This is a genomic window from Cupriavidus sp. MEYA8 (assembly GCF_059278825.1).
Window position 1 is genome coordinate 18449 of record NZ_JCAEMD010000003.1, and the last position, 21377, is coordinate 39825.

Sequence of the window (21377 nt, forward strand, 5' to 3'; positions counted from 1 at the left end):
ATTCCGAAGCTTGAACCTGGGCAGTCCGTCCGTCTGGACCCCCGCTCGGGTCTGACGGCTGTTGCTACGTTCACAGCGGAGGATGGCCGATGATGCTGATCGTCAGTATTGCCCTCTGTGAACCAGCATTCGAAGGCGCAGTAGGACCGTCTGAGGCGGCCAGGCGACTTCGCCAGTTGGCCAACGAGATCGAGAGCAACGTTTTCGACTTCTCGCTCTGCCCGGAAGGACAGCAGATTGCCGGGTCACGCGAAGATTGCAGTTGCTTCGCGTACGTGACAGATCTGTAGCAGAGAATTCATTTCAACCAACCCATGGGGGCATCGCCCCTGTGGGGCGGTGCCTCTACTCAGAGGCATCATGGAAACCATTTCTCTTTTCCCAGTCGGGGCACTAGACCCCATTGACGCGAAGGTCGACAAGGCCATCGATGCGATTTGCCAACTCTTGATCAGCCGGTCACCCCTTGGTGATCGCCTACAGCGGAGGCAAGGACAGCAGCATGGTGGCCGCACTGGCACTCCATGCAGCGGCTCTCCACCGGGCCGGCGGCGGTAACCCGCTAGTTGTCGTCACGACCGGCGACACCCTTGTCGAGTCACCTGAAGTGACCGAACACTACCGGGCCGAATTGGCGCGCATGCGCGCGTTTGGCAAACGTCAGGAAATAGCCGTCATAACGCGCGTGGTTCAGCCCGCCATGGCCGCGACGTTTCAGGTCAAGGTACTCTCCGGCCGAGCCTTGCCAAGCTTTCCGGGGACTCATGCAGATTGCTCAACGGACTTAAAGATTTCGCCACAACGCACGTTCCGTCGACAACTCTTTCGGTCGTTGGGAGGACAGGGCCACGCGGAGCCGGTGACGTTGCTTGGCACCCGCTTTGGGGAAAGCACGCGGCGTAGCATCAGCATGCGGGAGCGCGGTGAATCAGCCACGCTGCCGGCGCGCACAGGACGGCGACCTCGTGTTGAGCCCCGTTTGCCACTGGCAGGATGACGATATTTGGGAGGGCATCGCGCTGTATGGAAGTGGGGCGCGTCCCGGCTACTCCGACTTCGAGGATATGCGGCGTATCTATGCCCATGCGGGCGGGACGTCCTGCGCCGTCGTGGCGGATGCAATTCTTGAAGGTGCGGGCTCGCGTCGGCCGGGCAAGTGCGGGGCTCGTCTCGGCTGCCACGTCTGCCAGATGGCAGAGGACAAGAGCCTTGCCAACATGATCGAGTACGACGGGCGCTACGCATACGCTGCAGGCCTGCAGCGCCTGAACCGGTTTATCCGCAACACGCGGTTTGACTGGTCGCGGCGGCACTGGGTGGGTCGAACTATCCGCGGGGGCTGGATCAAGGTACAGCCGGACACGTACCACCCTACAATGGTTCGGGAACTGGTGCGGTACATGCTCCAGCTGGACTACGATGAGCAATGCCGTGCTGAGCGCGTTGGAGAGCGGCCGAAGTTCGAGCTGCTGCCCCTGGACCTGCTTGTTGCCGTGGATGCGCTGCAGTCGCTCAATGGGCTAGCCAGACCCTTCGCCGCATGGGCGGACTGGCGGGACATCCACCAGCGGGGCGTCCGGTATGACATTCCCGATCTGCCCCAAGTCGCCCAGACCGCGGTGCCGACGGCGCGCTTCCTGCACGTGGGATCGGAATGGGACGACACGGCTGAACCGGCGGAATGGACTGGCCTGCGAGATCCCTACCTCGAGAGCTTAACGGCCGACTCCGCTTGTGGTCCTGCGCTGCAGGTCACAGCTGATGGCCGTGAAGTATGGGCGTTGCCTACTGCACAGCAGTTCTCCGTTGACGCGGAGGCGGCGTTCCTGATCTCAGAGTTCGAGGTCGATCGCTTGCTGGAGATCCATGACGTTGGCGTGGGACCCGGCCAGGTGACGGCTGGCTACCGGTGGTACGCGCAGTATAGGTGCCTGACGCTTTCTCATTCGCAGCGGGCGGAGCACGACGAAATTGCGCGCCGTACCGCGTACAAGGATCGCCTCGGGCTCACCCTCGACTACGATGTGGGTGCGTTGCGTTCGCGGGCGGCATCCTTCGAGGACCTTCCGGCGAGCAGTCAGCTGGCGTGGCGGCAAGCTGCTACGCCGCAGCAATCCCTCTTCTAAGCGCCCATGGAAAAAGCCCCGACATCGCAAAATCTCGGGGCTTTTTCTTTGGTTCGTGGGAACCGTGGTGATTACATCGCGGCGTCCTTCAGCTTCTTCATCGCGCGAACCTTCACCTTCACGCTGGCCGGTTTGGCGGCAAACCATTGGTCCTGGCCCGTGAACGGATTCTTGCCGAAGCGCTTTTTCGTGGCCGGAACCTGGATGGCCGAGACCTTGAACAGGCCGGGGAAGGTGAACTCGCCTGCGCCTTTCTTGTGGATCGCGCTCACCATGGTGTTTTCCAGGTGAGTCAGAACGGTTTGGACGGTCTTCTTGTCAAGTTCGGTCTGGGCGATCAGATGGGCGAGGAGGCTCGACTTGTTGAACGTGTCCTTCAGCGGCTTGGCAACCGGGGAGGCTGCGGCAGCCTTCTTAGCCGGAGCGGCTTTCTTTGCGGGGGCAGCCTTCTTTGCGGCGGTCTTCGTTGCAGTCTTCGCGGATGCTTTCGTGGCCATAGTCGTATCTGATTAAGAAATGCGTGCGCGCGGGATATCGCGTACATCGCATCCGCGAAGAATAGCAAATGCAAGCGCGAGTGCAATAGTGAGATGCGCTGAAACCCCGATCATTTCATGATTTTTCGCCGTCGGGCAGCCGAAATGGTAGCGGCAATGCGGTCGCAGGTGCGATTGCTGGCAAGTCCTAAGATCCGGGTCACGTCGTCGTGCGTGCAGCCAGCGAGCAGCTGACGCCGGCAAAACGTATTGCGCAGCGTGCGGGGACTTGGCTCGACGCCGGAGAATCCTATCGCTTCCAGGGCGGCGGCCACGATCCGGCCCAAGCTCATGTCGGTGATGGGGCGGCCATCCGGGGTAAGGGTAAAAAGCAGGTCGCCTTTGACGGGATGGGTTGCGCGGCGAGCGCGCCAGGCCTGAAGTAGCGGTACCGCGAATTCGGCCAAGTGAACAGTGCGCGCGTCCCGCGCCCCATGTCCCGTCACGAAGAGATAGGGCGGGTTTGTATCCGGCACTAGGTCCCCCAAACGCGCGGCTCGCGCTTCCGCCGCGGTAATCCCCGTTGCGAGAAACATCGCGACGATCGCCCGGCTACGCAAGCCGGCCAGATCGTCGGCAGGGGATTGAAGATAGGCCTGCAGCCGCGCGTCCTCGGCCTCGTCAAGGAACTGGGGTATGGGCTCTTGGTCTGGCCAGCGCTCGGCGGAGAGCATCAGGGCGGCTGGGTTGTCCAGGCGCACACCGGCGAAGACCAGATGCCGGCACAGGCGGTCCAGCAGCTTCATGTACCGCATGCGTGTGCCCTGAAAGTACGACCTGGCGTCGGGCGTCTGCAAAAAAGCCTCGATTTCGGCGGTGCCAAATGAGGCAACGGTCGCGCTCCTCGCCAGCAGGTGTCGTCGGAAGTTCTCGAACATCGCCTGGTGCTGGACGATTGAGCGCGCGGAGAAAGGGCGGCGATCAGCGCCAGCCGCCTCACGCGCCTGCCAGTCACGGTAGGCCAGGGTGGGATTGCTGAGCCAGAGGGAGTCCATTTGTATCATACCGGCTGTTATATACTGAATTTGACCCATCCCACACCCCTGCCGCCGCAATGCGGCGGATATGGCTTGCAGGCGAGAGGTCAGAATCGCGGCCGCCCATAACGGTTGCGGCGCGCGGCGAGCCTTGCGCGGGTGCAGGCATAGCGGGGGTAGGCGGCATCGAGCATGCCCGCGATCCGCTCTAAGCGATCCTCCTGCGTGAAACAGCACGCGAGCAGGCATTCGTCGGCGCAGTAGCGCATGATCTCCTGTAGCAGCGCATACCGCTTTTCGGGCGGGAACTGGAGATTGCCGATCTTCGCCCACGCCTTCAGCCCTGTATGGGCCAGCGCAACAAGTTTGTCGGGTGTTGCCGGTCCCGTTTGACATAGCTCTAGCGCTTCCCGATGCAGCTGTCGGTCAAGTTCGCTCATGCCGGCTCCCCGGTGAGAGGCTGGAGATCCGCGACGCTGACCCAGCGGGGGCAGACTTTCACGCGCCCGCGCACAAACTCTTCCACCTCAACATCGGCCGTGGGGCCGCTCGGCCCGTTGAAGACCGAAAGGACGCGAGCCTGACGGGCGGGGAGAGCGGGCGCGGCACGGTAGCGCAGGGTGGCGATTGTGCCGGCCTGGATCCGTTCATAGGCGCGAAAGATCGGTGTGCCGTTGGCATGCTGGCCGATCTGGTCGCGGAACGCAGGCTTCAGCCCGGCAAGGAAGGCGCCGAGCTGCGATCGCTGCGTGCCGATTCCTCCATTGGTTTCGTGCACGACAAGCAGGGCAGGGCCAGCGCGGCTCGCATGATGCGCCGATACTCCTTGCCGCCGGCGAGCATCACCGTGCCGACGCGAGTTGGCCAGGCACCGGGCCGAAGATAGCTCGACAAGTCGGCCATCATCTCGTCGGCGCGTTGCCGCGTCATGCGGTCGTCATATGGCGCAATTTCGGTGTCGGGATGCAGGAAGCCGTGACGTGCGGACAGGATCAGGACATGGGGCGCCGCATCGCTGCGCAGGTGTGCCCGGTACGATTGATACATGACGCCCGTATAGAGATCAATGGCAGGTGCATGCCGATCGAGCTTCATGCCCGAGCATGCCATCAACAGCAGTGCTGGCTCGCTGGTGGGTCTTGGTGTGAGGGGCAGGGAAAGCTGAGTGGTCATCGGCATGGAGTTGCGTTGCATGCTATTCACTCTACCGATGCAGTCACAAAGTCAAGGGAGCCGCGCACCTGGATAGTGTTGAGCCGTGCCATCGTCCGGTCTCCGCCGATCAATGTTGCTGCCGAAGGTTTGTTGGCCATCCTGGAACCCAATTTTCATGGGAAACTTGGGCGAACTCGAACTGCTTACCATCGACTGACGAAAGTTTGATCGATAGATAGGGAAAGCCTTCAAGCGATACGTCGTCAGTGAGGCCGGCACGAAATACTATCGGGCACGCCCAACGTCCGCGCTAGCAACCTCGTCGGCCCGGGAGGCGGGCGATCTCTGTTTTGGCAAGACGGCGCTGGACACAGTTGTCAGCTGGGACCTGCCGACGAAGTTCGGGGATCACCAGGAAACCGGGGTTACCTACACAGACAAGATTAACGATCTCGCCGAATGGGCTGTGAATCCGGCTGTCCAGCAGTCATAACCTGGCATTCAGGACGTCATCGCCAACGCGGGCAAACGGCAGAAGACGCACGGATTGACGCTCACCAATCAAGGTTGGGTATCCAACGGCCTGTAGGGGCGCATCCGCCCTCTAGGAACGGGCCACAACCTCGGGCTATGAACCCCGGCTGCAAGGCGTGTGACGTGATCCCTCCGGCGTGGCGAAGTTCCCTTCGCCGATCCCCGCACGCCGCGCAACCTCTACTATTGAGATTTACAAAAAACATGACAACGGATTCAGGGCTGGCGCGTTTCATCTCTAACGGGTTGATTGGAGATACGCGCCGTGTCGAAGAAGCCGTTAGACGATGCAACGAAGAAGCGCTTGCGAGCTGGTCGGATGCTGTTGGCTGGCAAGCGACCAGCCGAGGTGGCATTGGCCGTGGGGGTAGCCCGACAAACGGTGTACACGTGGAAAGCTCTGCTCGATGAAGGCGGAATTGATGCGCTACGGGCTGTGCCAGGTCGAGGCCGCCCAGCCAAGCTCGAGCCGGAGCAATTGGCCGAATTGCGCGGGGCGTTGCTGCAAAGCCCGACTGCGCATGGCTTTGGGACCGAGCTATGGACACTCAAGCGCGTCGGCTCGCTCATCAAGCGGACGTATGGCGTCGAGTTCAGCCAAACGCAGATCTGGCGCATTCTTGGGGCGTTGGGTTTCAGCGCGCAAAAGCCAGATCGTCGCGCGATCGAGCGAGACGAAGACGCGGTGCGCCACTGGAAGCGCCACACTTGGCCTGCGCTTAAAAAAAAGCCCAGCGCGAAGGCCGATTGATTGTCTTTATCGACGAGACTGGCATCAGCGAGCGGCCCACGCGTGTGCGCACCTGGGCGCCGAAGGGGCAAACACCCATCATCCAGTTTCATTTCAACTGGAACCATGTGTCGGCGATCGCCGGCCTGAGTCGCACCAACTACCTGTTTCGGCTGTACGAAGGCAGCGTCAAGAAAGAACAGGTGGTCGAGTTTCTTAAGGCGCTCAAAGCGCATCTGAAGCAGCCGTTGCTGATCATCTGGGATGGGGCCAGGCCCCATCGCGCCGCAATGGTCCGCGAATATCTGGATTCTCTCGAGGGACATATTCATATGACCTTCCTGCCACCGTACTGCCCTGAGCTCAACCCAGTTGAGTACCTGTGGGCATGGCTCAAGCGTCACGCGATTGCGAACTTCTGCCCCGACAACCTCAACGAGTTGCATACCGTCGCCCGCAACAAGCTCAAAAGCGCTCAACACCGGCCTTCGATCATCGCCGCGTGCTGGGTTCAGGCAACGTTGTGGTGATGTCATGATTTACGGAAAGATCAATAGATGCTTGACGAGGCCAAGGGCGAGGTGCGCTGGCGTTAGGATGTCAGTACTGTTCGCAAGCAGGGCGGGCAGTTGTTCGAGCGACCTGCATGGACCCGTCTATCGCGCCCGCCAAGTTGAGTGCGGTGGGGCCGCTCGGCCCTTCGAAGACCGAGAGCACGCGAGCCTGGTGTGCGGGGAGGGCGGAGAGGGCGGGTGTGGCGTGGTAAAGCAGGGTGTCGATGGGGTCGATCAAGCTATACGAGCGATAGATCGGTGTGCCGTTGGCATGTTGTCCGATCTGGTCACGAAATGCAGTCGACAAGCCATCGAGGAAGGCGCCTTTCGTGCAGCCAAGGCAGTGTGTGACCGTACTGGCGAGCCAGCGCCTCGCGCACGACGCGCCGAGGTTTCGGGACATCACTTCACACGCGCCTTGAGTATTCTGGAGATGACTAGTACGACATCCCGTAAATACCTTGAATAAGTAATCGCCTCCGATATCATGTCGGGATGAGCCGAGGTCGTCATGCAACGCCAGTGAAGTTGGCGAAGAAAGAACAACAGAAACTGATCTCGCTGATCGAGCGGAAGACGGCTGCGCTGCGAGATGTGATGCGCGCTCGTATCGCCTTGTGGGCCCACGAGGGCCACTCCAATACTGTCATTGCGCGGGAACTGGGTGTATCGGTGCAGACGGTTTGCCTGTGGCGCAAGCGCATTGCCCAGCAAGGTGCCCAAGGCATTCGTGAGGGCGAGCGCAGTGGCCGTCCGCCACGCATTACGCACGAGGCGCGACTGCAGTTGATCGCGCTGGCGTGCGAAACGCAGGAACCTGAGGGACGGGTCACGCCCACGCTCGACGAGATTGTGGCGCGCGCGGTGGAGCGCGGCGTCGTTGAGCAAATCAGTCGCAGTCAGGTGCAGCGTATTCTGCAGGCCGGCGACGTGCGTCCGCACCGGGTCCAGCAGTGGCTACACAGCCCGGATCCGGCTTTTCGCGAGAAGGTCAACAGGATTTGCAAGCTGTACCGCAAGGCGCCTCGAAACGCGGTCGTGCTCAGTATCGACGAGAAGACAGGCATTCAGGCCATCGAGCGTAAGCACCCAGGACGTGACCCCGCACCGGGCCGGCTTCGTCGGCGTGAGTTTGAATATGTTCGTCACGGCACCCAGGCGTTGATTGCCGCGCTGGACGTGCATACCGGACAGGTGCTGGCAGATTGCCGCGACCGGCGCACCCAGGAGGATTTGGTAGCCTTCGTGGAGCGCGTGGCAGCCGCGTACCCGGGAAAACAGGTGCACGTCGTCTGGGACAACCTGAACACACATTGTGCCCAGGCCGTCTGGCAGGCGTTTAACACACGGCACGATGAGCGGTTTCACTTCCACTTCACGCCGTTGCACGCGAGTTGGGTCAATCAGATCGAACTCTGGTTTGCCCGCTACACGCGCCGGGTTCTGCGCCATGCGAGCCACACCAGCATCGCGCACCTGCGTGAGCGCACCGAGCAGTTTATCCGCGCGCACAATCAGGCGGCACGCCCGTTCAAATGGAGTTTCCGGGGCTACCCGCTGCAAACCGGCGCATCGTAATCGAGGATCGACATGCCAGCTTTACCCGCCAAACATTACGCTGCCGAATTGCAGCGGCAACTGCGCAGCCTGCTCGGCCACGAGCAGATCGTCACGCAAGCCTACGGGCGTCACCTGCTGATCAAACGTCTGGACGACGAGGAGCCGACCGTGGTGGCTCGGCTGACCGAGCTCGGCCGCAATCGTTATGGCGCCGCTTTTCGCAGCCATAGCGGGCGTTGGGAACCGTTGCCAGGCAACGGTACACTCGACGAGATGGCCGAGGTGGTCGTCACGCTCCTGCACCTATATCTGCAGCCCGATAATTATTAAAGCCATTTACGGGATGTTGTACTAGACGGCAAAGCCGCCAGCTTGGCACGCTCCGGGACAGGGTACGACATTTGAACTTAACCCAAGTACGACATTAGAAAAAACGGCCAACAAGCTGTCCAGGCAAAGTTGAAATGTCCGGTCGCCAGCAAAGTTAAAATGTCCGGTGTGTCTTCAACTTGCTTGGTCAGTTTTTGGGTGTCCCGTAGGGCGGTGGTGCTGGCCTGACACGATTGAATCCAGCTCAGGGTGAGGGCTGTCATGCCAGCGGAGCGAATTTGAGTTCCAGTAATAAGCTGAGATCAGTTCTCCGTTCCGTTAAGCGGCCACGACTGCTTCTGCAACCGCTGCAGCGCCTCCAGCATGTCGTTCTGGCCCAGCGAGCGCTGCGACTTCTTGCCGGGCGGACGTCCTCGTTTGCGGGGAGCTCCCTCAGTGCCAGGCACAGATAGTGACCGCGTGTTGTCGCGCTTCTCCTGAACGTATTGCGCTAATTGCAGCACGTGTCCCAGCCGCTTGTTATCCACGATCGCGCCTTGATCGACTTCCGACAGCTTGTCGTAGATGGTGTAGGGTAGGGCTGTGCCATTGGCCCGAGGCTCGATCCTGCCATCCGGGTAGTGATAGACATCGATGTAGCGACCGGCCAGCTTCCGATGCTCTGGCGTATCGGTCAGCAGGTAGAGCATCTTGTCGTACTGAATCGTCAGGTTCTTTGACACACAGCGTGGCTCGCGCCACGCGAAGATCAGATCCAGGTTCTCATCCGATCGCAGCGGCCGATGGGCGTTGTGCTCATTGCGCGGCACCTTGGCAAAGCGCGCGTTATAGTCGGCGATGAACTCCACCATGAAGGCATTGGCCGCCTCCATCGTATTGATCCCGCGCAGGCGCAGCTCCTTGACCAGGCGGTCCTGCAAGGTCAGGTGCGTGCGTTCGACGCGGCCCTTGGCCTGGCTGCTGTTAGCGCAGATACCTTCGATGTTCAACTCGAACAAGGCCCGCGCAAACTGGGTGTGGCCGTCGCCGCTGGTTGCTCCTTTCTTGTTGACCCGAAAAACGCTGGCCTTGTCGCTGTAGAACGCCACCGGCTTGCCGTGGCGCTCCAGATAGGCCCGCGTCGCCGCAAAGTATGTGAACGTGGATTCCGCATGAGTGAAGCGCAATTCCATGATCCGGCTGGTGGCGTCGTCGACGTACACCAGCAGCGTGCAGGCTGGGGCACGCTCCTCAAACCAGCGGTGATCGCTGCCATCGATCTGGATCAGTTCGCCATAGCAAGCGCGCCGGTTACGAGGCTGGTAGACCTTCGGCGGCCGCTGTTTGCGTGGCACCCACAGGCCGGCCACCGTCATCAGTCGGCGGATCGTTTCCTTGGACAGCGTGAGCCCGTGGCGCTCGCGCAGCTTCTCGGCGGCCAGGGTCGGGCCGAAGTCGGCGTAGTGTTCGCGAATCAGGCCAAGAGCTACGGATTCGCGATCCGCCGGCATGCGATTGTTGCTGGGTCGGCCGCGCCGGCGAGATACCAGCCCGGATGGGCCTTCCTGCTTGTAGCGTTCCAGCAATCGCCGAAACTGCCGGTCGGTGATCTCCAACCGTTCGGCGGCCACGCCGGGCCGCAATTGGCCATCCATCACGGCCTGGACCGTCTTGAGCCTGTCTAATTCCTGCATGCTTACTGTAATGACCTCGGGTCTAGCCATCCTCTGGCGTCTCCATTGCATTCAACCGGGCAGGCTGAATACCACGAATGGAGCACTCAGGCGGACATTTGAACTTTGCCAAATCCGGACATTACAACTTTGCCGCTACACAAGCACAAAACGCATAATTGCTTTATGTTAAATTGGGACGGCGCATTTGGCCGCTTGATGCGAGCCGATCAGTTCAAGCGAGACCGTCGAGTTCCTGCAATACGCGACGCCTGCACTGATCCATGCTTCAGTCTCCGGTATATGTGCCAGCGACTGACATGCTGTGGCTGGCTTTCGGCCGGACAGCATATGGATTCGGGCCGACCGTAGGCATCGTCGGATCAGATGAATTCGCATGCGAATTCCAGGCATCAGGGCGCAACGTAAGCGCTGCATCGGATGCCTTGGCGCATGGCCCTCCGTTGCCGCCCATGCACCGGCCAGCATGCGGAATCGATGTTCACTATATGCACACTTGAGGCTTGCGCGCTTGCCTTCCCCCCCAAGATCGTATTGAATCGGCTAACCTCCCGATACAGGCAGTGCGGAAACCGAATGCTCTGGAATGCGAGTGGACTGACGATGGAAGGCCTTCATAGCCTTCATAGTGGGAGGGGACCTGGGCAGCCCATTAACCGTTGAGAATCCCCGCAATTAGGGGCACGCACCATGCAGCAACATTCATTATCGACAGAGGCGATCTCGCTGGACGCGCTTAAGGCATTTGCCGCGAAACTCACTGCCGGCTCGCTGATGCTTCAGGCTACCAACAAAGTGATCACCGAGTGCGAGCAAAGAGCACAACATGAGCGTGATGAGAAGGAATCCAAGCGCGACGCCTGGGATTGATGGAAATCGTCGCGAGTCAAACTCACTGGAAAGTAGCCGATGCTTTGCATTGACTGCAGGCCGTTGCATGGCAACTCGCCGCCTTCGAAGGTAAGTTTGATGCGCCGCATGTGTATTGCAGTTCACCTTCGGTCGACCACCGCCTTTGGGCGATGGCCCCCACCGTTTGCGCAAGAGGCTGCAATGCCTTCCACAATTCTTTGTTGATCTACTTTCGCGCCATACCTTCGCTAGTGCCCATCAGGCCTCATTTCGATGACCGGCTAGCCGCTCGCAGTCTCCATGAACACTTTCCAAATATATTAAGTTTGCGCAATCATGCCCGAAGAAAGATCACTTTTGGTATATGTCGTTGAGGATGACGAAGCACAGGCAAATTACCTCAAGTCGGTTCTTCAAGGATCCGGGTTCTCGGTCATTGTCTTCCCCGGTGGGGAAAAGGCTCTATATGCACTACGCCGACGCCTGCCCTCTGTCATTATATTGGACAGACGCCTACCCGATGTTGATGGGTTAGAGATAGTTCATTGGATCAGAGGTAACTGTGATCGTCTGCCGATAGTGATGCTGACAAATTCCACTTTGGAGCATGATGTTGTTAAGGCCTTCGAGGCAGGCGCTGATCACTATATTGCAAAGCCTCCGCAGGGATCAGAGCTAATCGCCAGGATAAAAAATGTCGTCCGGCGTTATCAGGCTACATCAAAATATGAAAGTAATATCAGATTGGGTGAATACCTGATCAACTGCTCGGAGAAGACAGTACTGCTGAAAAATGAGCAGGTGCCGCTTTCGCCAAAGGAATATGAGATTGTAGAGTTGCTGTTTAGGAATGCTGGCTACATTGTAACTAGAGAGGCGGTATTGGCCCGCGTATGGGGACGATGCACGGAGAACCCCGGCTCTCGTACGCTAGATACACACATCTACAAGATCAGGCGCAAACTCAAGCTTGGCCCCGACACTGGCGCATCATTGAAGAGCATCTATACGCTCGGATATCGACTGGATGTTCACTAATTATCGAAATATATTGATCCGGCATTCATGATAATCACGCCGCATGCTTGACCGGATTCGCCAAGCCGACGCCCACCGACGGCATCTTGCAACGCAGTCGCACCCCCCCTCGGCATGACGCTGGCAGATGCCAAACACGCCAGTCCGACTCAGGCCCCGTTGTGCCGCAATCTCGTCGTACGTGTAACCCGCTGCGCGCAATCGAATTACCTGCACACGACTCTCATGCCGCGACGGTATATCGTTTTACTTCGGTTTATCGTCCTACCAAATCATTCATTAACATTCTCGTATAAAAATTCCACAACGTGAGCACGACAGTAAATTTTTCGGAACCGCTGGGCATGGCTTTGATAATCATATAGCCGGCCGGGGCCTCGCCACGAGAAGCGGCGAAGCTAGAGTCAAGGTCATGCACGTGACCTGACGGAGGCCGACATGAAGTACAGCGGAATAGACCTGCACTCGAACAACAGTGTAGTGGTGGTCAGCGATGCGGAGGATCGGATCGTGCTGCAGCGGCGCCTGCCCAATGATCTCGGGCAGATCCTGTCGGTCCTTGCGGCCTACCAGGTCCACCTGGCGCACGTCGCAGCGATCAAGCGCTACGAGGGGTTGAAGCATAGTGGAGACGCGGCCGATGCCGCCTATCTGGCGCAGTTGTTACGTCTGGGGCTACTACCTGAAGGCTACATCTACCCACGCGAGCAGCGCGCTGCGCGCGATCTGGCACGCAAGCGCATCCGGCTGGTCCGGTGCCGAACTGCCCAGATTCTGGCGATCGAGAACCTCCTCGCGCGCCATACGGGCGAGTCGATGAGCAGTCGCGTGGTCAAGGCCATGACCGCCGAGCAAGTGGACGCGATCGGCCTACCGGCCGACGTCGCCCTCGCGGTCAAAGCTAATCTTGCAATCAGCGACGCTCTGCAACAACAGATTGCGATCCTCGAGAAGCGGCTAGCCGAGTGCGTCAGGTTGCGCCCCGAGTATCGTTTGCTGAAGACCGTGCCCGGGATCGGCCAAACGCTGGCGACCACTATCATGCTGGAGACCGGAGACCCAACGCGGTTTGCGCAAGTGGGCAATTTCAGTTCGTATTGCCGCTGCGTGGACAGCGCACGGCAAAGCAATGGCAAGAAGAAAGGTGAGGGCAACACCCGCAACGGCAACGCGTATCTCGCGTGGGCCTTCGTCGAGGCCGCCAATTTCACATTGCGCCAATGCTTACCGGCGCGGCGCTTCTACGAGCGCAAGCTTCGCGCCACGAACCGGTTTGTCGCGCTCAAGGCCGTGGCCCACAAACTGGCGCGCGCCTGCTATTACATGCTGCGCGAGCAGCAGCCGTTCGATGTGAACCGATGCTTTGTTTGATGGTTCGGCGCAAGCGGTCGAGCCAGTAACGTGACTGGCCTGCAGCCAGGGCTTTGATTGGACGCCGTCCCTGGCCTGCGCCGACCGACTGTTTGCGGATGATTGAATCGCCCAGCCCGCGAGCCACCGAATGACTGGCGTCGCTTGCGATAGCCAAGGCTCTGCAAATTGCGCCTTTGGACACGGTCTGGCACCGATGGTTTTCTGGGGCGGTCAATGCCGCCAGGGCGGCTGCGGATCTGTTCGCAGCCAGCTTCATCCCGATGGGTGTCTGGTGCGATTCAGTTCGCAGCCAGCAAAACGAAAACATGGACGCGATTCCGCTCCACGAGCAGCACGATAGTGATTGCCAGAAGCGTTTCGTAGGGTGCAGTGGCGATGCAACAGTGCATCGCCACTGCACCCTACGATGGGGAATTCTTGTCCCTTGACTCTGGCCGGCTAATGGGTGTCACGTTGGCGAGGTCGCGTAAGATGGCGCGATGAAGAAGAAGTCGCGCTATCACGGTCACCGTTTCCCTGCCGTCGTCATCAGCTGTGCGGTGCGTTGGTATTTCCGTTTCAATCTCAGTCTGCGCGACATTGAGGAATTGCTGTTCGAGCGTGGCGTGGTCGTCAGCTACGAGACGATCCGCCGCTGGTGCGACAAATTCGGCGCTGGCTTCGCGCATCTCGTCAAGGCTGCGCGGCGCAAGCCGGGCACCACCTGACACCTCGACGAGATGTCCGTGTCGCTGCGCGGCGAGCCCTACCTGCTGTGGCGGGCGGTCGACGAACATGGCGCCGAACTCGACATCCTGCTACAGAATCGGCGCGACAAGGCTGCGGCCAAACGCTTCTCCCTGCGCGTGCTGCGTTCCTGCCCGGCGCCGCGCCAGATCGTCACCGACCAGCTGCGCAGCTACCCGGCCGCAAAGGCCGACATCCCGGAGCTGGCCGGCGTCAAACACGTATTCGTGAAGGCTGCCGCTCGCGTGAACAATCGCGCCGAGAACAGCCACCAGCCGACCCGTGAACGCGAGCGGCGCATGCGTGGATTCCGCGACCCGAAGCGCACGCAGGCGTTCCTTTCGAACTTCGGCCCGATCCGGCAGCACTTCGCGCTGAAACGGCATCTGTTGCGTGCTTCGCTCTATCGCAAGCAGCTTGCCGCGAGGTTTGCCGCCTGGCATGAATTCACTGAAGTGGCCCAAAATCCGTCAACCGCTTCCTGAGCACCGGGCTCGCTCGCCACTGCCTTGTCTTGCTAGCGGCAAGTTGACAGTGCCGCCTGTCGGACTTCTCGACCGACATCGCACACGAGCTGCGCACGCCGCTCACCAATCTGCTCACGCAGACAGAAGTCGTGCTCTCACAGCCGCGAGAGGGCATCAAGTATCGCGACGTGCTGGCTTCCAACGCCGAAGAATTCCAACGCTTGGCACGCATGGTCTCCGACATGCTTTACCTCGCGAAGATGGAGCACAGCCTGACGCTGCCCAGCACGGAAGAGATTCATCTCGCCGACGAGATCCTCGCGTTGTTCGGGTTCTATGACGCGCTGGCCGACGACAAGGCGGTGCAGCTTCAACTGCAAGGGGACGGCCGCATCCTGGGGACCGGCTGATGCTGCGTCGCGCGTTGAGCAACCTGCTATCCAACGCGATCCGCCACACGCCGGGACAAGGCACGGTGCTGGTCACGGTCAGCGGCGATGGCGATGGCGTCACGGTCTCCGTCGACAACGACGGCGAAGCCATCGCACCGCACGTGCTGCCGTTCCTTTTCGAGCGCTTCTTCCGTGCCGACAAGTCGCGCGCCCGCCCTGAGTCGGAAAGCACGGGGCTTGGGCTGGCCATCACCCGGGCCATCGTCGTGGCGCACGGCGGCACCATCGATGTTTCGCGAGTCGATGGGCGAACGCGCTTCTCCATTCGCTTGCCACATCCAACCTATTGAGACTTGCATAAATGCTGACATCACCACAACTCGGCCTGCTTCCAACACGCGGCAATGATGTTGGCGCGTTGCTGTGCGCTGCGCAGCCGATTGCGGGCGGTCGTTTTGAGTTCGGCGAGCGAGTGTGGGCAGAAGTTGGCCAGGGCATGGCGCTTGAGCCAAGCCCAGAGATACTCCACTGGATTCAGGTCCGGGCTGTAGGGCGGGACAAAGGCCATCTGCACTGCACCACCAGTGCTATCGAGGTAGTCGCGCACGATGCGACTCTTGTGCTGCGCGGCGCCGTCCCAGATGATCATCAGGCGGCGCTTGAGGTGCGCGCGCAGTGCCTTGAGGAACTCCACGATCTGCGCACTCTTGATCGCGCCGTCGTAAAGGCGGAACAGGCAGTTGTGATAACTCATTCCCGCGATGGCCGAGACATGTTTCCAGTTGAAATGAAACTGGATGACTGGCGTTTGACCTTTCGGAGCCCATGTCCGCACGCGCGTGGGGCGCTCCGAGAGCCCAGACTCGTCAATGAAGACGATCAGTCGTTGCTCCCGCTTACACTTTTTTTGAGCGCTGGCCAGGTCTTGCGCTTCCACGCCAGGACGGCGTCCTCGTCGCGTTCGATAGCGCGTCGATCTGGGCGTTGGGGCGAGAAGCCGAGCGAATCCAGAATGCGCCAGACATGGGCCTCGTTGTATGACACCCCGAAGCGTTGCTCGATGAGTAGACGCACCCGTTTGAGCGTCCACAGTTCGGTGCCAAAGCCATGCTCGGTGGGGCGCTGCAGCAAGGCACGACACAGCTGCTCGCGCTGGGCATCGTCGAGCAACGACGGCCGTCCACGGGCCATGGTGCGCAGCGCATCGATGCCGCCTTCGTCCAGCCGCGCCTTCCACGTGTACACCGTCTGCCGTGCCACGCCCACCGCAGCCGCAACCTCCGCGACCGGCTTGTTCGCTAACAGCATCCGTCCAGCGCGAACCCGCTTTCTGGTCGCTTCGTCCATCTTCCCAGCCATGCAATCGACTCCCCATCAACGCCTTGATCAGATAACGCGTCAGACTCGAATCGGTTGTCATGATTTATACAAGTCTCAATAGGGGGGGCGACGTACTGGCCTAACCAGGGGGGGGCCGTCGGCGGCGGGCGCACATTACCGCCATGGCGCGCCGATTACGATTCGGAAAGGCTCGGGGCTCTGGCTCAATTGCTTGGCTGGAACGACGTTTAGATTTCCGTCACATTTCATGCGATGGCCCTGACGGGCGGCATAGCCATTCAGATTTTCTGAGAAATCTGTTGCTCACCCTCGTATAAACTTCGCCTGTTGCTGCCTCCGCGCCAAGCGATACTTTCCCGGTCGCTTGGCGTTCTTTTTGTCTCCCTCGGACCCCGCCTGCGCCGTCGGCAGCCGGCGCGTGTCGCACCAGATGCGGCGTACAGGCAGGAAGCTGGAGCAAGACAACGTGCGTGCTCAGCCGATGCAGATCGAAGAGGAAGTGGCAGTGCGCGGCTGCCAGTAGAGGAAGGCTTGCGGAGGAGTGGTCGGCCTGTACGCGACGAGGTCGTTCTCAACGCTCCTGGTCGTACCCGCTACTCGGTCGGCGGCGCCAACGTGACAGTGCCACGACCTGTTGTGGAACTCATCGCGCTAGACAGCGAGGGCGCCAGCTTTTCCTGAAGGGCCTAAAGAGTGTTCGAGGTGTTGATCACGCCTGGCATGGACGCTCCTGAGTGTGTATCTGCGCGATCTATAAAAAAGGGGCGCCGAAGCGCCCTCATGGGTCAGTAGTGGTACCGACACTCAATCACAGTTCGTGCCTCAGTTACTGGCCGCTGCGGCAGGCGCAACCTTCTTGCTGTGCTTCTTGTGCGAAGTCTTCGTTTTGGTGTCCGTCAGATCCTCACGCGTGCTCTTATTGGCACCTTCCGTGTACGGATCGAACTTGTCGCCAGCCTTGGCACCGTCGAGGTACGGGTCAGCCTTGCCGACCTTTGCGCCGTCGGTATAGGGGTCGGCCTTGCCAACCTTGGCACCCTGGGTGTACGGATCCACTTTGCCAGCGGTCTGCGCCTGTGCAGCAACAGAAGCAGCGCCCAGGCTCAGGGCAAAGGCAATAATGACAAAATTTTTCATGGTGACTCCAATGAATGCCGCCTTCCTGGCAGCGGTTGTGGTCGAACATCGAGCTGGGCTTGCTGTTCAGATCCATAACGGGAGCCCCGACCTGCAAGTTGACGCAACACCCGTCGGGATTGAACAGCAACGGAAACTCTTTATCCAGAAGACAGGACAATCATACGTCCCAGCGCGCCGCCTTTCCCTGCATCGGGTTTTGTCGCAGTAAGCTCGGGATAGAATTGCCGGAGTCGAACTCAGCCAGTGTGGGCAGCCGTGATGGACACGGAAATTGGGAGGTGTTGAAGCGCTTGCACTATCCTCTGGAGGTGATCTGACCTGCGTAGCAGTGTAGGACCGCGGCGGCCACTTGGGTCTGAACCTTTCTCAAGCCGATAATCCGATCGCAGGGCCATCGCATGAAATGTGACGGAAATCTAAACGTCGTTCCAGCCAAGCAATTGAGCCAGATAGCAGTCGTTAGCGCAGGCCAGCATGCGGCGGTTCTTCAAGCCGGCTTTGATGGTGCGATCCTGTCGTAGCAGGTTCATGGCAATGCGCCTGAGAATGGCGAAGTTGTGCGCTGCATTCTGGACACGCACTCGGCACTGATCTTCGTCGAAGGCCACGTCCAGAGTCCAGTGCATGGCGTTCTCGATGGCCCAGTGTGATCGGATTGCGTGGGCGATGCGCGCGGCATCCGGCGGCAAGCTGGACACGTAGTAACGTCGTTCCTTTGCAACGCTGTCGCCGATTTCCCTGGTGGACTCGATGATGGCTGCCGAGCGTGCGTGAGGCCATGGGGCGAAGGCGACGTTCGCTGTGCTTTGGCGCAGCGTGGCCCAGTCGATCACCGTACAGTGGCGTGTCTCGATGCGCCCGTGTCCCTTGTCAATGTCGCGATGCTCGCGTACCACTTGGGCGCGCCTGTCGGCCGGGAGATGCTCGATCGCCGCAAGCGCCTTGTGGATGTGCGCCAGCGGCGTGGGCTGGTTTGCCTTGACGGCTAGTACATAGTCCGCGCCGGCGGGCACAATCTGTCGGGCAATCGCCTGCTGGCAACCCATCGCATCGATAGTGATGATTGCGCCCTTGAGCAGCAGGGCGTCGAGCAACTCTGGAATCGCCGTGATCTCATTGCTCTTCTGGGCCGTGCGCACCTGTCCGAGCACCATGCCCAGTCCAGCCCCATAGGCCGAAACCAGGTGAATCGCGCGCTGACCGCGCTGATGTGAGCCGCGCACGGTCTTGCCATCGATCGCCACCACCTGGTCAGCCAGGGTGGGAAACAGGTGCTGAGTCCACCGGATAAAGCAGGCCTCAAACTGCTTGGGATTGAGCGCTGCGAACACCCGCCCGAAGGTATCGTGGGAGGGAATGCCATTGGTCAGGGGAATGTGGCGCCGCAGCCAATCAAGCTTGGCGTTCCCCCACAACTCGATCCCGACCCAGCTATCCGCACCCGCCAGAATCGCGCAGAGCGCGACCGCCAGCATCTCCGTCAAGCTATGGGCCGGCGTACGGCGTCGCGGATCTTCCAGATCACCAAAGGCATCTTCAATACTCAGGGCTGCTGCTTCCATAGCCTGCCGTCGAAAAGACGACAGTAAACCCAGGATTCGCCCTTGTTTACAAGCCACCCCCGTAAGCCATTGATCGTAAACACGATTTCATGCAATGGCCCTGAATCCGATCGCAGTGCAATCGGTATTGTCACGTTGGCGAGGTCGCGTACGATGGCGCGATGAAGAAGAAGTCGCGCTATCACGGTCACCGTTTCCCCGCCGTCGTCATCAGCTGTGCGATGCGCTGGTATTTCCGTTTCAACCTCGCCTGCGCGACATCGAGGAATTGCTGTTCGAGCGTGGCGTGGTCGTCAGCAACGAGACTTGGATTCCGCGACCCGAAGCGCACCCAGGACTTCCTGTCCACCTTCGGGCCAATCCGGCAACATTTTGCGGCACTGTCAACTTGCCGCTAGCAAGACAAGGCAGTGGCGAGCGAGCCCCGGTGCTCAGGAAGCGGTTGACGGATTTCGGGCCACTTCAGTGACTTCATGCCAGGCGGCAAACCTCGCGGCAAGCTGCTTGCGATAGAGCGAAGCACGCAACAGAAGCCGTTTCAGCGCGAAGTGCTGCCGGATCGGGCCGAAGTTCGACAGGAACGCCTGCGTGCGCTTCGGGTCGCGCAATCCACGCATGCGCCGCTCGCGTTCACGGGTCGGCTGGTGGCATCTCGGTGCGATTGTTCACACGGGCGGCGGCCTTCACGAACACGTGCTTGACGCTGGCCAGCGCCGGGATGTCGGCCTTTGCGGCCGGGTAGCTGCACAGCTGGTCCGTGACGATCTGGCGCGGCGCCGGGCAGGAACGCAGCACGCGCAGGAAGAAGCGTTTGGCCGCAGCCTTGTCGCGCCGCCTCTGTAGCAGGATGTCGAGTTCGGCGCCATGTTCGTCGACCGCCCGCCACAGCAGGTAGGGTTCGCCGCGCAGCGTCACGAACCTCTCGTCGAGGTGCCAGGTGGTGCCCGGCTTGCGCCGCGCAGCCTTGACGCGATGCGCGAAGCCAGCGCCGAATTTGTCGCACCAGCGGCGGATCGTCTCGTAGCTGACGACCACGCCACGCTCGAACAGCAATTCCTCAATGTCGCGCAGGCTGAGATTGAAACGGAGGCAAAGTGACGCTGCTGGGTATCAGCAGGCGCGGTGACACGTATCTGCGCACGCTGCTGATACACGGTGCGCGCAGCGTGCTGTCCCACAAGAAGGAACCCGGCCCCTGGGTCGAGCAGATCCGGAAGCACAGACCGCCGACCGTGGTAACCGTAGCGCTGGCCAACAAGATAGCGCGGACGATTTGGGCAATTCTCGCCCACGATCGAACGTACCAGCAAGGTCATGTGAGCGCGAAGCCAGCCTGAACGGTTTAGCGCTGCGTGGAGGATTAATACACGTCGAAAGGTCGCGTCGGCAATCGAATGCAATGACAAGACAGGTTGGACCGGGACTCGCTAAACCTGAATATGCATAAGAGCCTTGAGCTCGTGAACTCAATGAGGTGTGAGTCAGCGGATTTCATGGGGGCCCGCAGCCTCCGTATTCGCTGCAGCAAGGCCGCATATACAGCAGCAACCAATTCTGTACGTCAAAGCAGACGAAATCCCTTCGCAAACGGGAGGCGTTCATATACATGCATATGATCGCCAAAGGCCAAATGCAGTGCCACGAAGGGAGCAATCTGCCTGCTGCAGAGCAATTCTGTTCACTGGCAGCATAGGTCAGTTTTCCAGGATTCTTCTCGTCTTCGCTCCCTTACAGCGACAGAGCCCGACAGGAAGGCCTGCGTGCGCTTCGGGTTGCGGAATCCACGCATGCGCCGCTCGCGTTCACGGATGGGTTGGTGGCTGTTCTCGGCGCGATTGTTCACACGGGCGGCGGCCTTCACGAACACGTGCTTGACGCTGGCCAGCGCCGGGATGTCGGCCTTTGCGGCCGGATAGCTGCGCAGTTGATCCGTGACAATCTTGCGCGGCGCTGGGCAGGAACGCAGCACGCGTAGGAAGAAGCGTTTGGCCGCGGCCTTGTCGCGCCGCTTCTGCAGCAGGATGTCGAGTTCGGCGCCATGCTCGGTGACCGCCCGCCATAGCAGGTAGGGTTCGCCGCGCAGCGTCACGAACATCTCGTCGAGATGCCAGGTGGTCCCCGGCTTGCGCCGTGCGGCGTTCACACGATGCGCGAACCCAGCGCCGAATTTATCGCACCAGCGGCGAATCGTCTCGTAGGTCACGACGACACCGCGCTCGAACAGCAGTTCCTCGATATCGCGCAGGCTCAGGTGTGAGTTTTCGCCGTGAAGGTGCCAAAGCGTTTTCGGCATAAAGGCGCCAGTTGATT

At 60.3% G+C, this 21377-nt stretch carries 18 protein-coding genes and 7 pseudogenes; 13 read left to right on the plus strand and 12 right to left on the minus strand.

The window, feature by feature from the left end; translation table 11 throughout:
- Positions 1-89: 89 nt before the first annotated feature.
- The 3 genes from AC5WJ1_RS27975 to AC5WJ1_RS27985 all read left to right on the plus strand — a co-directional run bounded on the left by AC5WJ1_RS27975 (position 90) and on the right by AC5WJ1_RS27985 (position 2126).
- Entirely contained in the window at positions 90-290 is a 201-nt protein-coding gene (locus AC5WJ1_RS27975) for a cell division protein ZapA (protein ID WP_494477234.1), read from the plus strand.
- A 176-nt stretch (positions 291-466) separates the two neighbouring features.
- Positions 467-997, plus strand: coding sequence for a hypothetical protein (locus AC5WJ1_RS27980; RefSeq protein WP_494477235.1), 531 nt, complete (start codon positions 467-469; stop codon positions 995-997).
- Positions 966-2126 carry a 3'-phosphoadenosine 5'-phosphosulfate sulfotransferase gene (locus tag AC5WJ1_RS27985; RefSeq protein WP_494477236.1) on the plus strand — a complete coding sequence of 387 codons (1161 nt, stop codon included), beginning with the start codon at positions 966-968 and terminating at the stop codon, positions 2124-2126. Before AC5WJ1_RS27980 ends, AC5WJ1_RS27985 begins: the two co-directional genes overlap by 32 nt.
- Positions 2127-2197: 71 nt before the next feature.
- On the opposite strand, the gene AC5WJ1_RS27990 is transcribed toward AC5WJ1_RS27985, so the two are convergent.
- The 5 genes from AC5WJ1_RS27990 to AC5WJ1_RS28010 form a co-directional block, all read right to left on the minus strand.
- Positions 2198-2623: an HU family DNA-binding protein gene (locus AC5WJ1_RS27990; protein WP_494477237.1), complete on the minus strand. Its 426-nt coding sequence runs from the start codon at positions 2621-2623 to the stop codon at positions 2198-2200.
- Positions 2624-2733: 110 nt separating this feature from the next.
- Positions 2734-3696 (minus strand): tyrosine-type recombinase/integrase, encoded by a 963-nt coding sequence (locus AC5WJ1_RS27995; RefSeq protein WP_494477238.1) that lies wholly within the window; start codon positions 3694-3696, stop codon positions 2734-2736.
- 50 nt (positions 3697-3746) lie between these two features.
- Positions 3747-4079, minus strand: a complete 333-nt coding sequence (locus AC5WJ1_RS28000) for a hypothetical protein (protein WP_414224724.1) — start codon at positions 4077-4079, stop codon at positions 3747-3749.
- A complete protein-coding gene (locus AC5WJ1_RS28005; RefSeq protein WP_494477239.1) occupies positions 4076-4417 on the minus strand; it encodes a hypothetical protein in 342 nt (113 codons plus the stop codon). Before AC5WJ1_RS28005 ends, AC5WJ1_RS28000 begins: the two co-directional genes overlap by 4 nt.
- Complete coding sequence (locus AC5WJ1_RS28010) at positions 4351-4833, minus strand: DUF6884 domain-containing protein (RefSeq protein ID WP_494477240.1); 483 nt, start codon at positions 4831-4833, stop codon at positions 4351-4353. Before AC5WJ1_RS28010 ends, AC5WJ1_RS28005 begins: the two co-directional genes overlap by 67 nt.
- A 760-nt stretch (positions 4834-5593) precedes the next feature.
- Between AC5WJ1_RS28010 and AC5WJ1_RS28015 the strand changes: the two genes are divergently transcribed.
- From AC5WJ1_RS28015 to AC5WJ1_RS28025, 3 genes are all read left to right on the plus strand, one after another.
- A protein-coding gene (locus tag AC5WJ1_RS28015; RefSeq protein WP_464225665.1) for an IS630 family transposase occupies positions 5594-6588 on the plus strand; the annotation gives its coding sequence in 2 pieces (ribosomal slippage) (positions 5594-6059 and positions 6059-6588; 996 coding nt in all).
- Positions 6589-7107: 519 nt separating this feature from the next.
- Positions 7108-8190, plus strand: a complete 1083-nt coding sequence (locus tag AC5WJ1_RS28020; protein WP_494477241.1) for an IS630 family transposase — start codon at positions 7108-7110, stop codon at positions 8188-8190.
- A gap of 12 nt (positions 8191-8202) precedes the next feature.
- A complete protein-coding gene (locus tag AC5WJ1_RS28025; RefSeq protein ID WP_435384804.1) occupies positions 8203-8502 on the plus strand; it encodes a hypothetical protein in 300 nt (99 codons plus the stop codon).
- A gap of 302 nt (positions 8503-8804) precedes the next feature.
- On the opposite strand, the gene AC5WJ1_RS28030 is transcribed toward AC5WJ1_RS28025, so the two are convergent.
- Positions 8805-10205 carry an ISNCY family transposase gene (locus tag AC5WJ1_RS28030; RefSeq protein WP_479947548.1) on the minus strand — a complete coding sequence of 467 codons (1401 nt, stop codon included), beginning with the start codon at positions 10203-10205 and terminating at the stop codon, positions 8805-8807.
- 660 nt (positions 10206-10865) lie between these two features.
- Here AC5WJ1_RS28030 and AC5WJ1_RS28035 point away from each other — a divergent pair.
- Together AC5WJ1_RS28035 and AC5WJ1_RS28040 are read left to right on the plus strand one after the other, a co-directional pair.
- Positions 10866-11045, plus strand: a complete 180-nt coding sequence (locus AC5WJ1_RS28035) for a hypothetical protein (RefSeq protein ID WP_494477242.1) — start codon at positions 10866-10868, stop codon at positions 11043-11045.
- 318 nt (positions 11046-11363) lie between these two features.
- Positions 11364-12065 (plus strand): response regulator transcription factor, encoded by a 702-nt coding sequence (locus AC5WJ1_RS28040; protein WP_494477243.1) that lies wholly within the window; start codon positions 11364-11366, stop codon positions 12063-12065.
- A gap of 56 nt (positions 12066-12121) precedes the next feature.
- On the opposite strand, the pseudogene AC5WJ1_RS28045 reads toward AC5WJ1_RS28040, so the two are convergent.
- Positions 12122-12305: pseudogene (locus AC5WJ1_RS28045) on the minus strand (helix-turn-helix domain-containing protein); the annotation flags it as partial.
- Between the two features lie 198 nt (positions 12306-12503).
- Here AC5WJ1_RS28045 and AC5WJ1_RS28050 point away from each other — a divergent pair.
- From AC5WJ1_RS28050 to AC5WJ1_RS28060, 3 genes and pseudogenes are all read left to right on the plus strand, one after another.
- Entirely contained in the window at positions 12504-13436 is a 933-nt protein-coding gene (locus AC5WJ1_RS28050; protein WP_494477244.1) for an IS110 family RNA-guided transposase, read from the plus strand.
- A 482-nt stretch (positions 13437-13918) separates the two neighbouring features.
- Positions 13919-14650 (plus strand): annotated as a pseudogene (locus AC5WJ1_RS28055) (IS6 family transposase).
- A 53-nt stretch (positions 14651-14703) separates the two neighbouring features.
- Positions 14704-15374, plus strand: a pseudogene (locus AC5WJ1_RS28060) (heavy metal sensor histidine kinase); the annotation flags it as partial.
- Between the two features lie 20 nt (positions 15375-15394).
- On the opposite strand, the gene AC5WJ1_RS28065 reads toward AC5WJ1_RS28060, so the two are convergent.
- From AC5WJ1_RS28065 to AC5WJ1_RS28075, 3 genes are all read right to left on the minus strand, one after another.
- Positions 15395-16383, minus strand: a protein-coding gene (locus AC5WJ1_RS28065) for an IS630 family transposase (RefSeq protein WP_494477153.1) whose coding sequence is annotated in 2 segments (ribosomal slippage) — positions 15395-15933 and positions 15933-16383 — 990 coding nt in all. Because the reading frame shifts where the segments join, the coding sequence is not laid out codon by codon here.
- Positions 16384-17187: 804 nt separating this feature from the next.
- On the minus strand, positions 17188-17502 hold the full coding sequence (locus AC5WJ1_RS28070; protein ID WP_494477245.1) for an amino acid ABC transporter permease: 315 nt from the start codon (positions 17500-17502) through the stop codon (positions 17188-17190).
- A gap of 419 nt (positions 17503-17921) precedes the next feature.
- Positions 17922-19067, minus strand: a complete 1146-nt coding sequence (locus AC5WJ1_RS28075) for an ISAs1 family transposase (RefSeq protein WP_494477246.1) — start codon at positions 19065-19067, stop codon at positions 17922-17924.
- 161 nt (positions 19068-19228) lie between these two features.
- On the opposite strand from AC5WJ1_RS28075, the pseudogene AC5WJ1_RS28080 reads away from it, so the two are divergent.
- Positions 19229-19374 (plus strand): annotated as a pseudogene (locus AC5WJ1_RS28080) (IS6 family transposase); the annotation flags it as partial.
- 124 nt (positions 19375-19498) lie between these two features.
- On the opposite strand, the pseudogene AC5WJ1_RS28085 reads toward AC5WJ1_RS28080, so the two are convergent.
- Positions 19499-20153: pseudogene (locus AC5WJ1_RS28085) on the minus strand (IS6 family transposase); the annotation flags it as partial.
- Here AC5WJ1_RS28085 and AC5WJ1_RS28090 point away from each other — a divergent pair.
- Positions 20150-20404, plus strand: a pseudogene (locus tag AC5WJ1_RS28090) (transposase); the annotation flags it as partial. The pseudogenes AC5WJ1_RS28085 and AC5WJ1_RS28090 sit on opposite strands and share 4 nt — an antisense overlap.
- Before the next feature lie 386 nt (positions 20405-20790).
- On the opposite strand, the pseudogene AC5WJ1_RS28095 reads toward AC5WJ1_RS28090, so the two are convergent.
- Positions 20791-21360 (minus strand): annotated as a pseudogene (locus AC5WJ1_RS28095) (IS6 family transposase); the annotation flags it as partial.
- Between the last annotated feature and the right edge of the window lie 17 nt (positions 21361-21377).

What these genes read in the sequence shown, in the direction of transcription:
- AC5WJ1_RS28070 (WP_494477245.1), bottom strand. Translation starts at nt 17,502, where the DNA reads ATGAAAAATTTTGTCATTATTGCCTTTGCCCTGAGCCTGGGCGCTGCT.
- AC5WJ1_RS27975 (WP_494477234.1), top strand. Translation starts at nt 90, where the DNA reads ATGATGCTGATCGTCAGTATTGCCCTCTGTGAACCAGCATTCGAAGGC.
- AC5WJ1_RS28030 (WP_479947548.1), bottom strand. Translation starts at nt 10,205, where the DNA reads ATGGCTAGACCCGAGGTCATTACAGTAAGCATGCAGGAATTAGACAGG.
- AC5WJ1_RS28010 (WP_494477240.1), bottom strand. Translation starts at nt 4,833, where the DNA reads ATGCAACGCAACTCCATGCCGATGACCACTCAGCTTTCCCTGCCCCTC.
- AC5WJ1_RS28025 (WP_435384804.1), top strand. Translation starts at nt 8,203, where the DNA reads ATGCCAGCTTTACCCGCCAAACATTACGCTGCCGAATTGCAGCGGCAA.
- AC5WJ1_RS28020 (WP_494477241.1), top strand. Translation starts at nt 7,108, where the DNA reads ATGAGCCGAGGTCGTCATGCAACGCCAGTGAAGTTGGCGAAGAAAGAA.
- AC5WJ1_RS27990 (WP_494477237.1), bottom strand. Translation starts at nt 2,623, where the DNA reads ATGGCCACGAAAGCATCCGCGAAGACTGCAACGAAGACCGCCGCAAAG.
- AC5WJ1_RS27995 (WP_494477238.1), bottom strand. Translation starts at nt 3,696, where the DNA reads ATGGGTCAAATTCAGTATATAACAGCCGGTATGATACAAATGGACTCC.
- AC5WJ1_RS28000 (WP_414224724.1), bottom strand. Translation starts at nt 4,079, where the DNA reads ATGAGCGAACTTGACCGACAGCTGCATCGGGAAGCGCTAGAGCTATGT.
- AC5WJ1_RS28075 (WP_494477246.1), bottom strand. Translation starts at nt 19,067, where the DNA reads ATGGAAGCAGCAGCCCTGAGTATTGAAGATGCCTTTGGTGATCTGGAA.
- AC5WJ1_RS28035 (WP_494477242.1), top strand. Translation starts at nt 10,866, where the DNA reads ATGCAGCAACATTCATTATCGACAGAGGCGATCTCGCTGGACGCGCTT.
- AC5WJ1_RS28040 (WP_494477243.1), top strand. Translation starts at nt 11,364, where the DNA reads ATGCCCGAAGAAAGATCACTTTTGGTATATGTCGTTGAGGATGACGAA.
- AC5WJ1_RS28050 (WP_494477244.1), top strand. Translation starts at nt 12,504, where the DNA reads ATGAAGTACAGCGGAATAGACCTGCACTCGAACAACAGTGTAGTGGTG.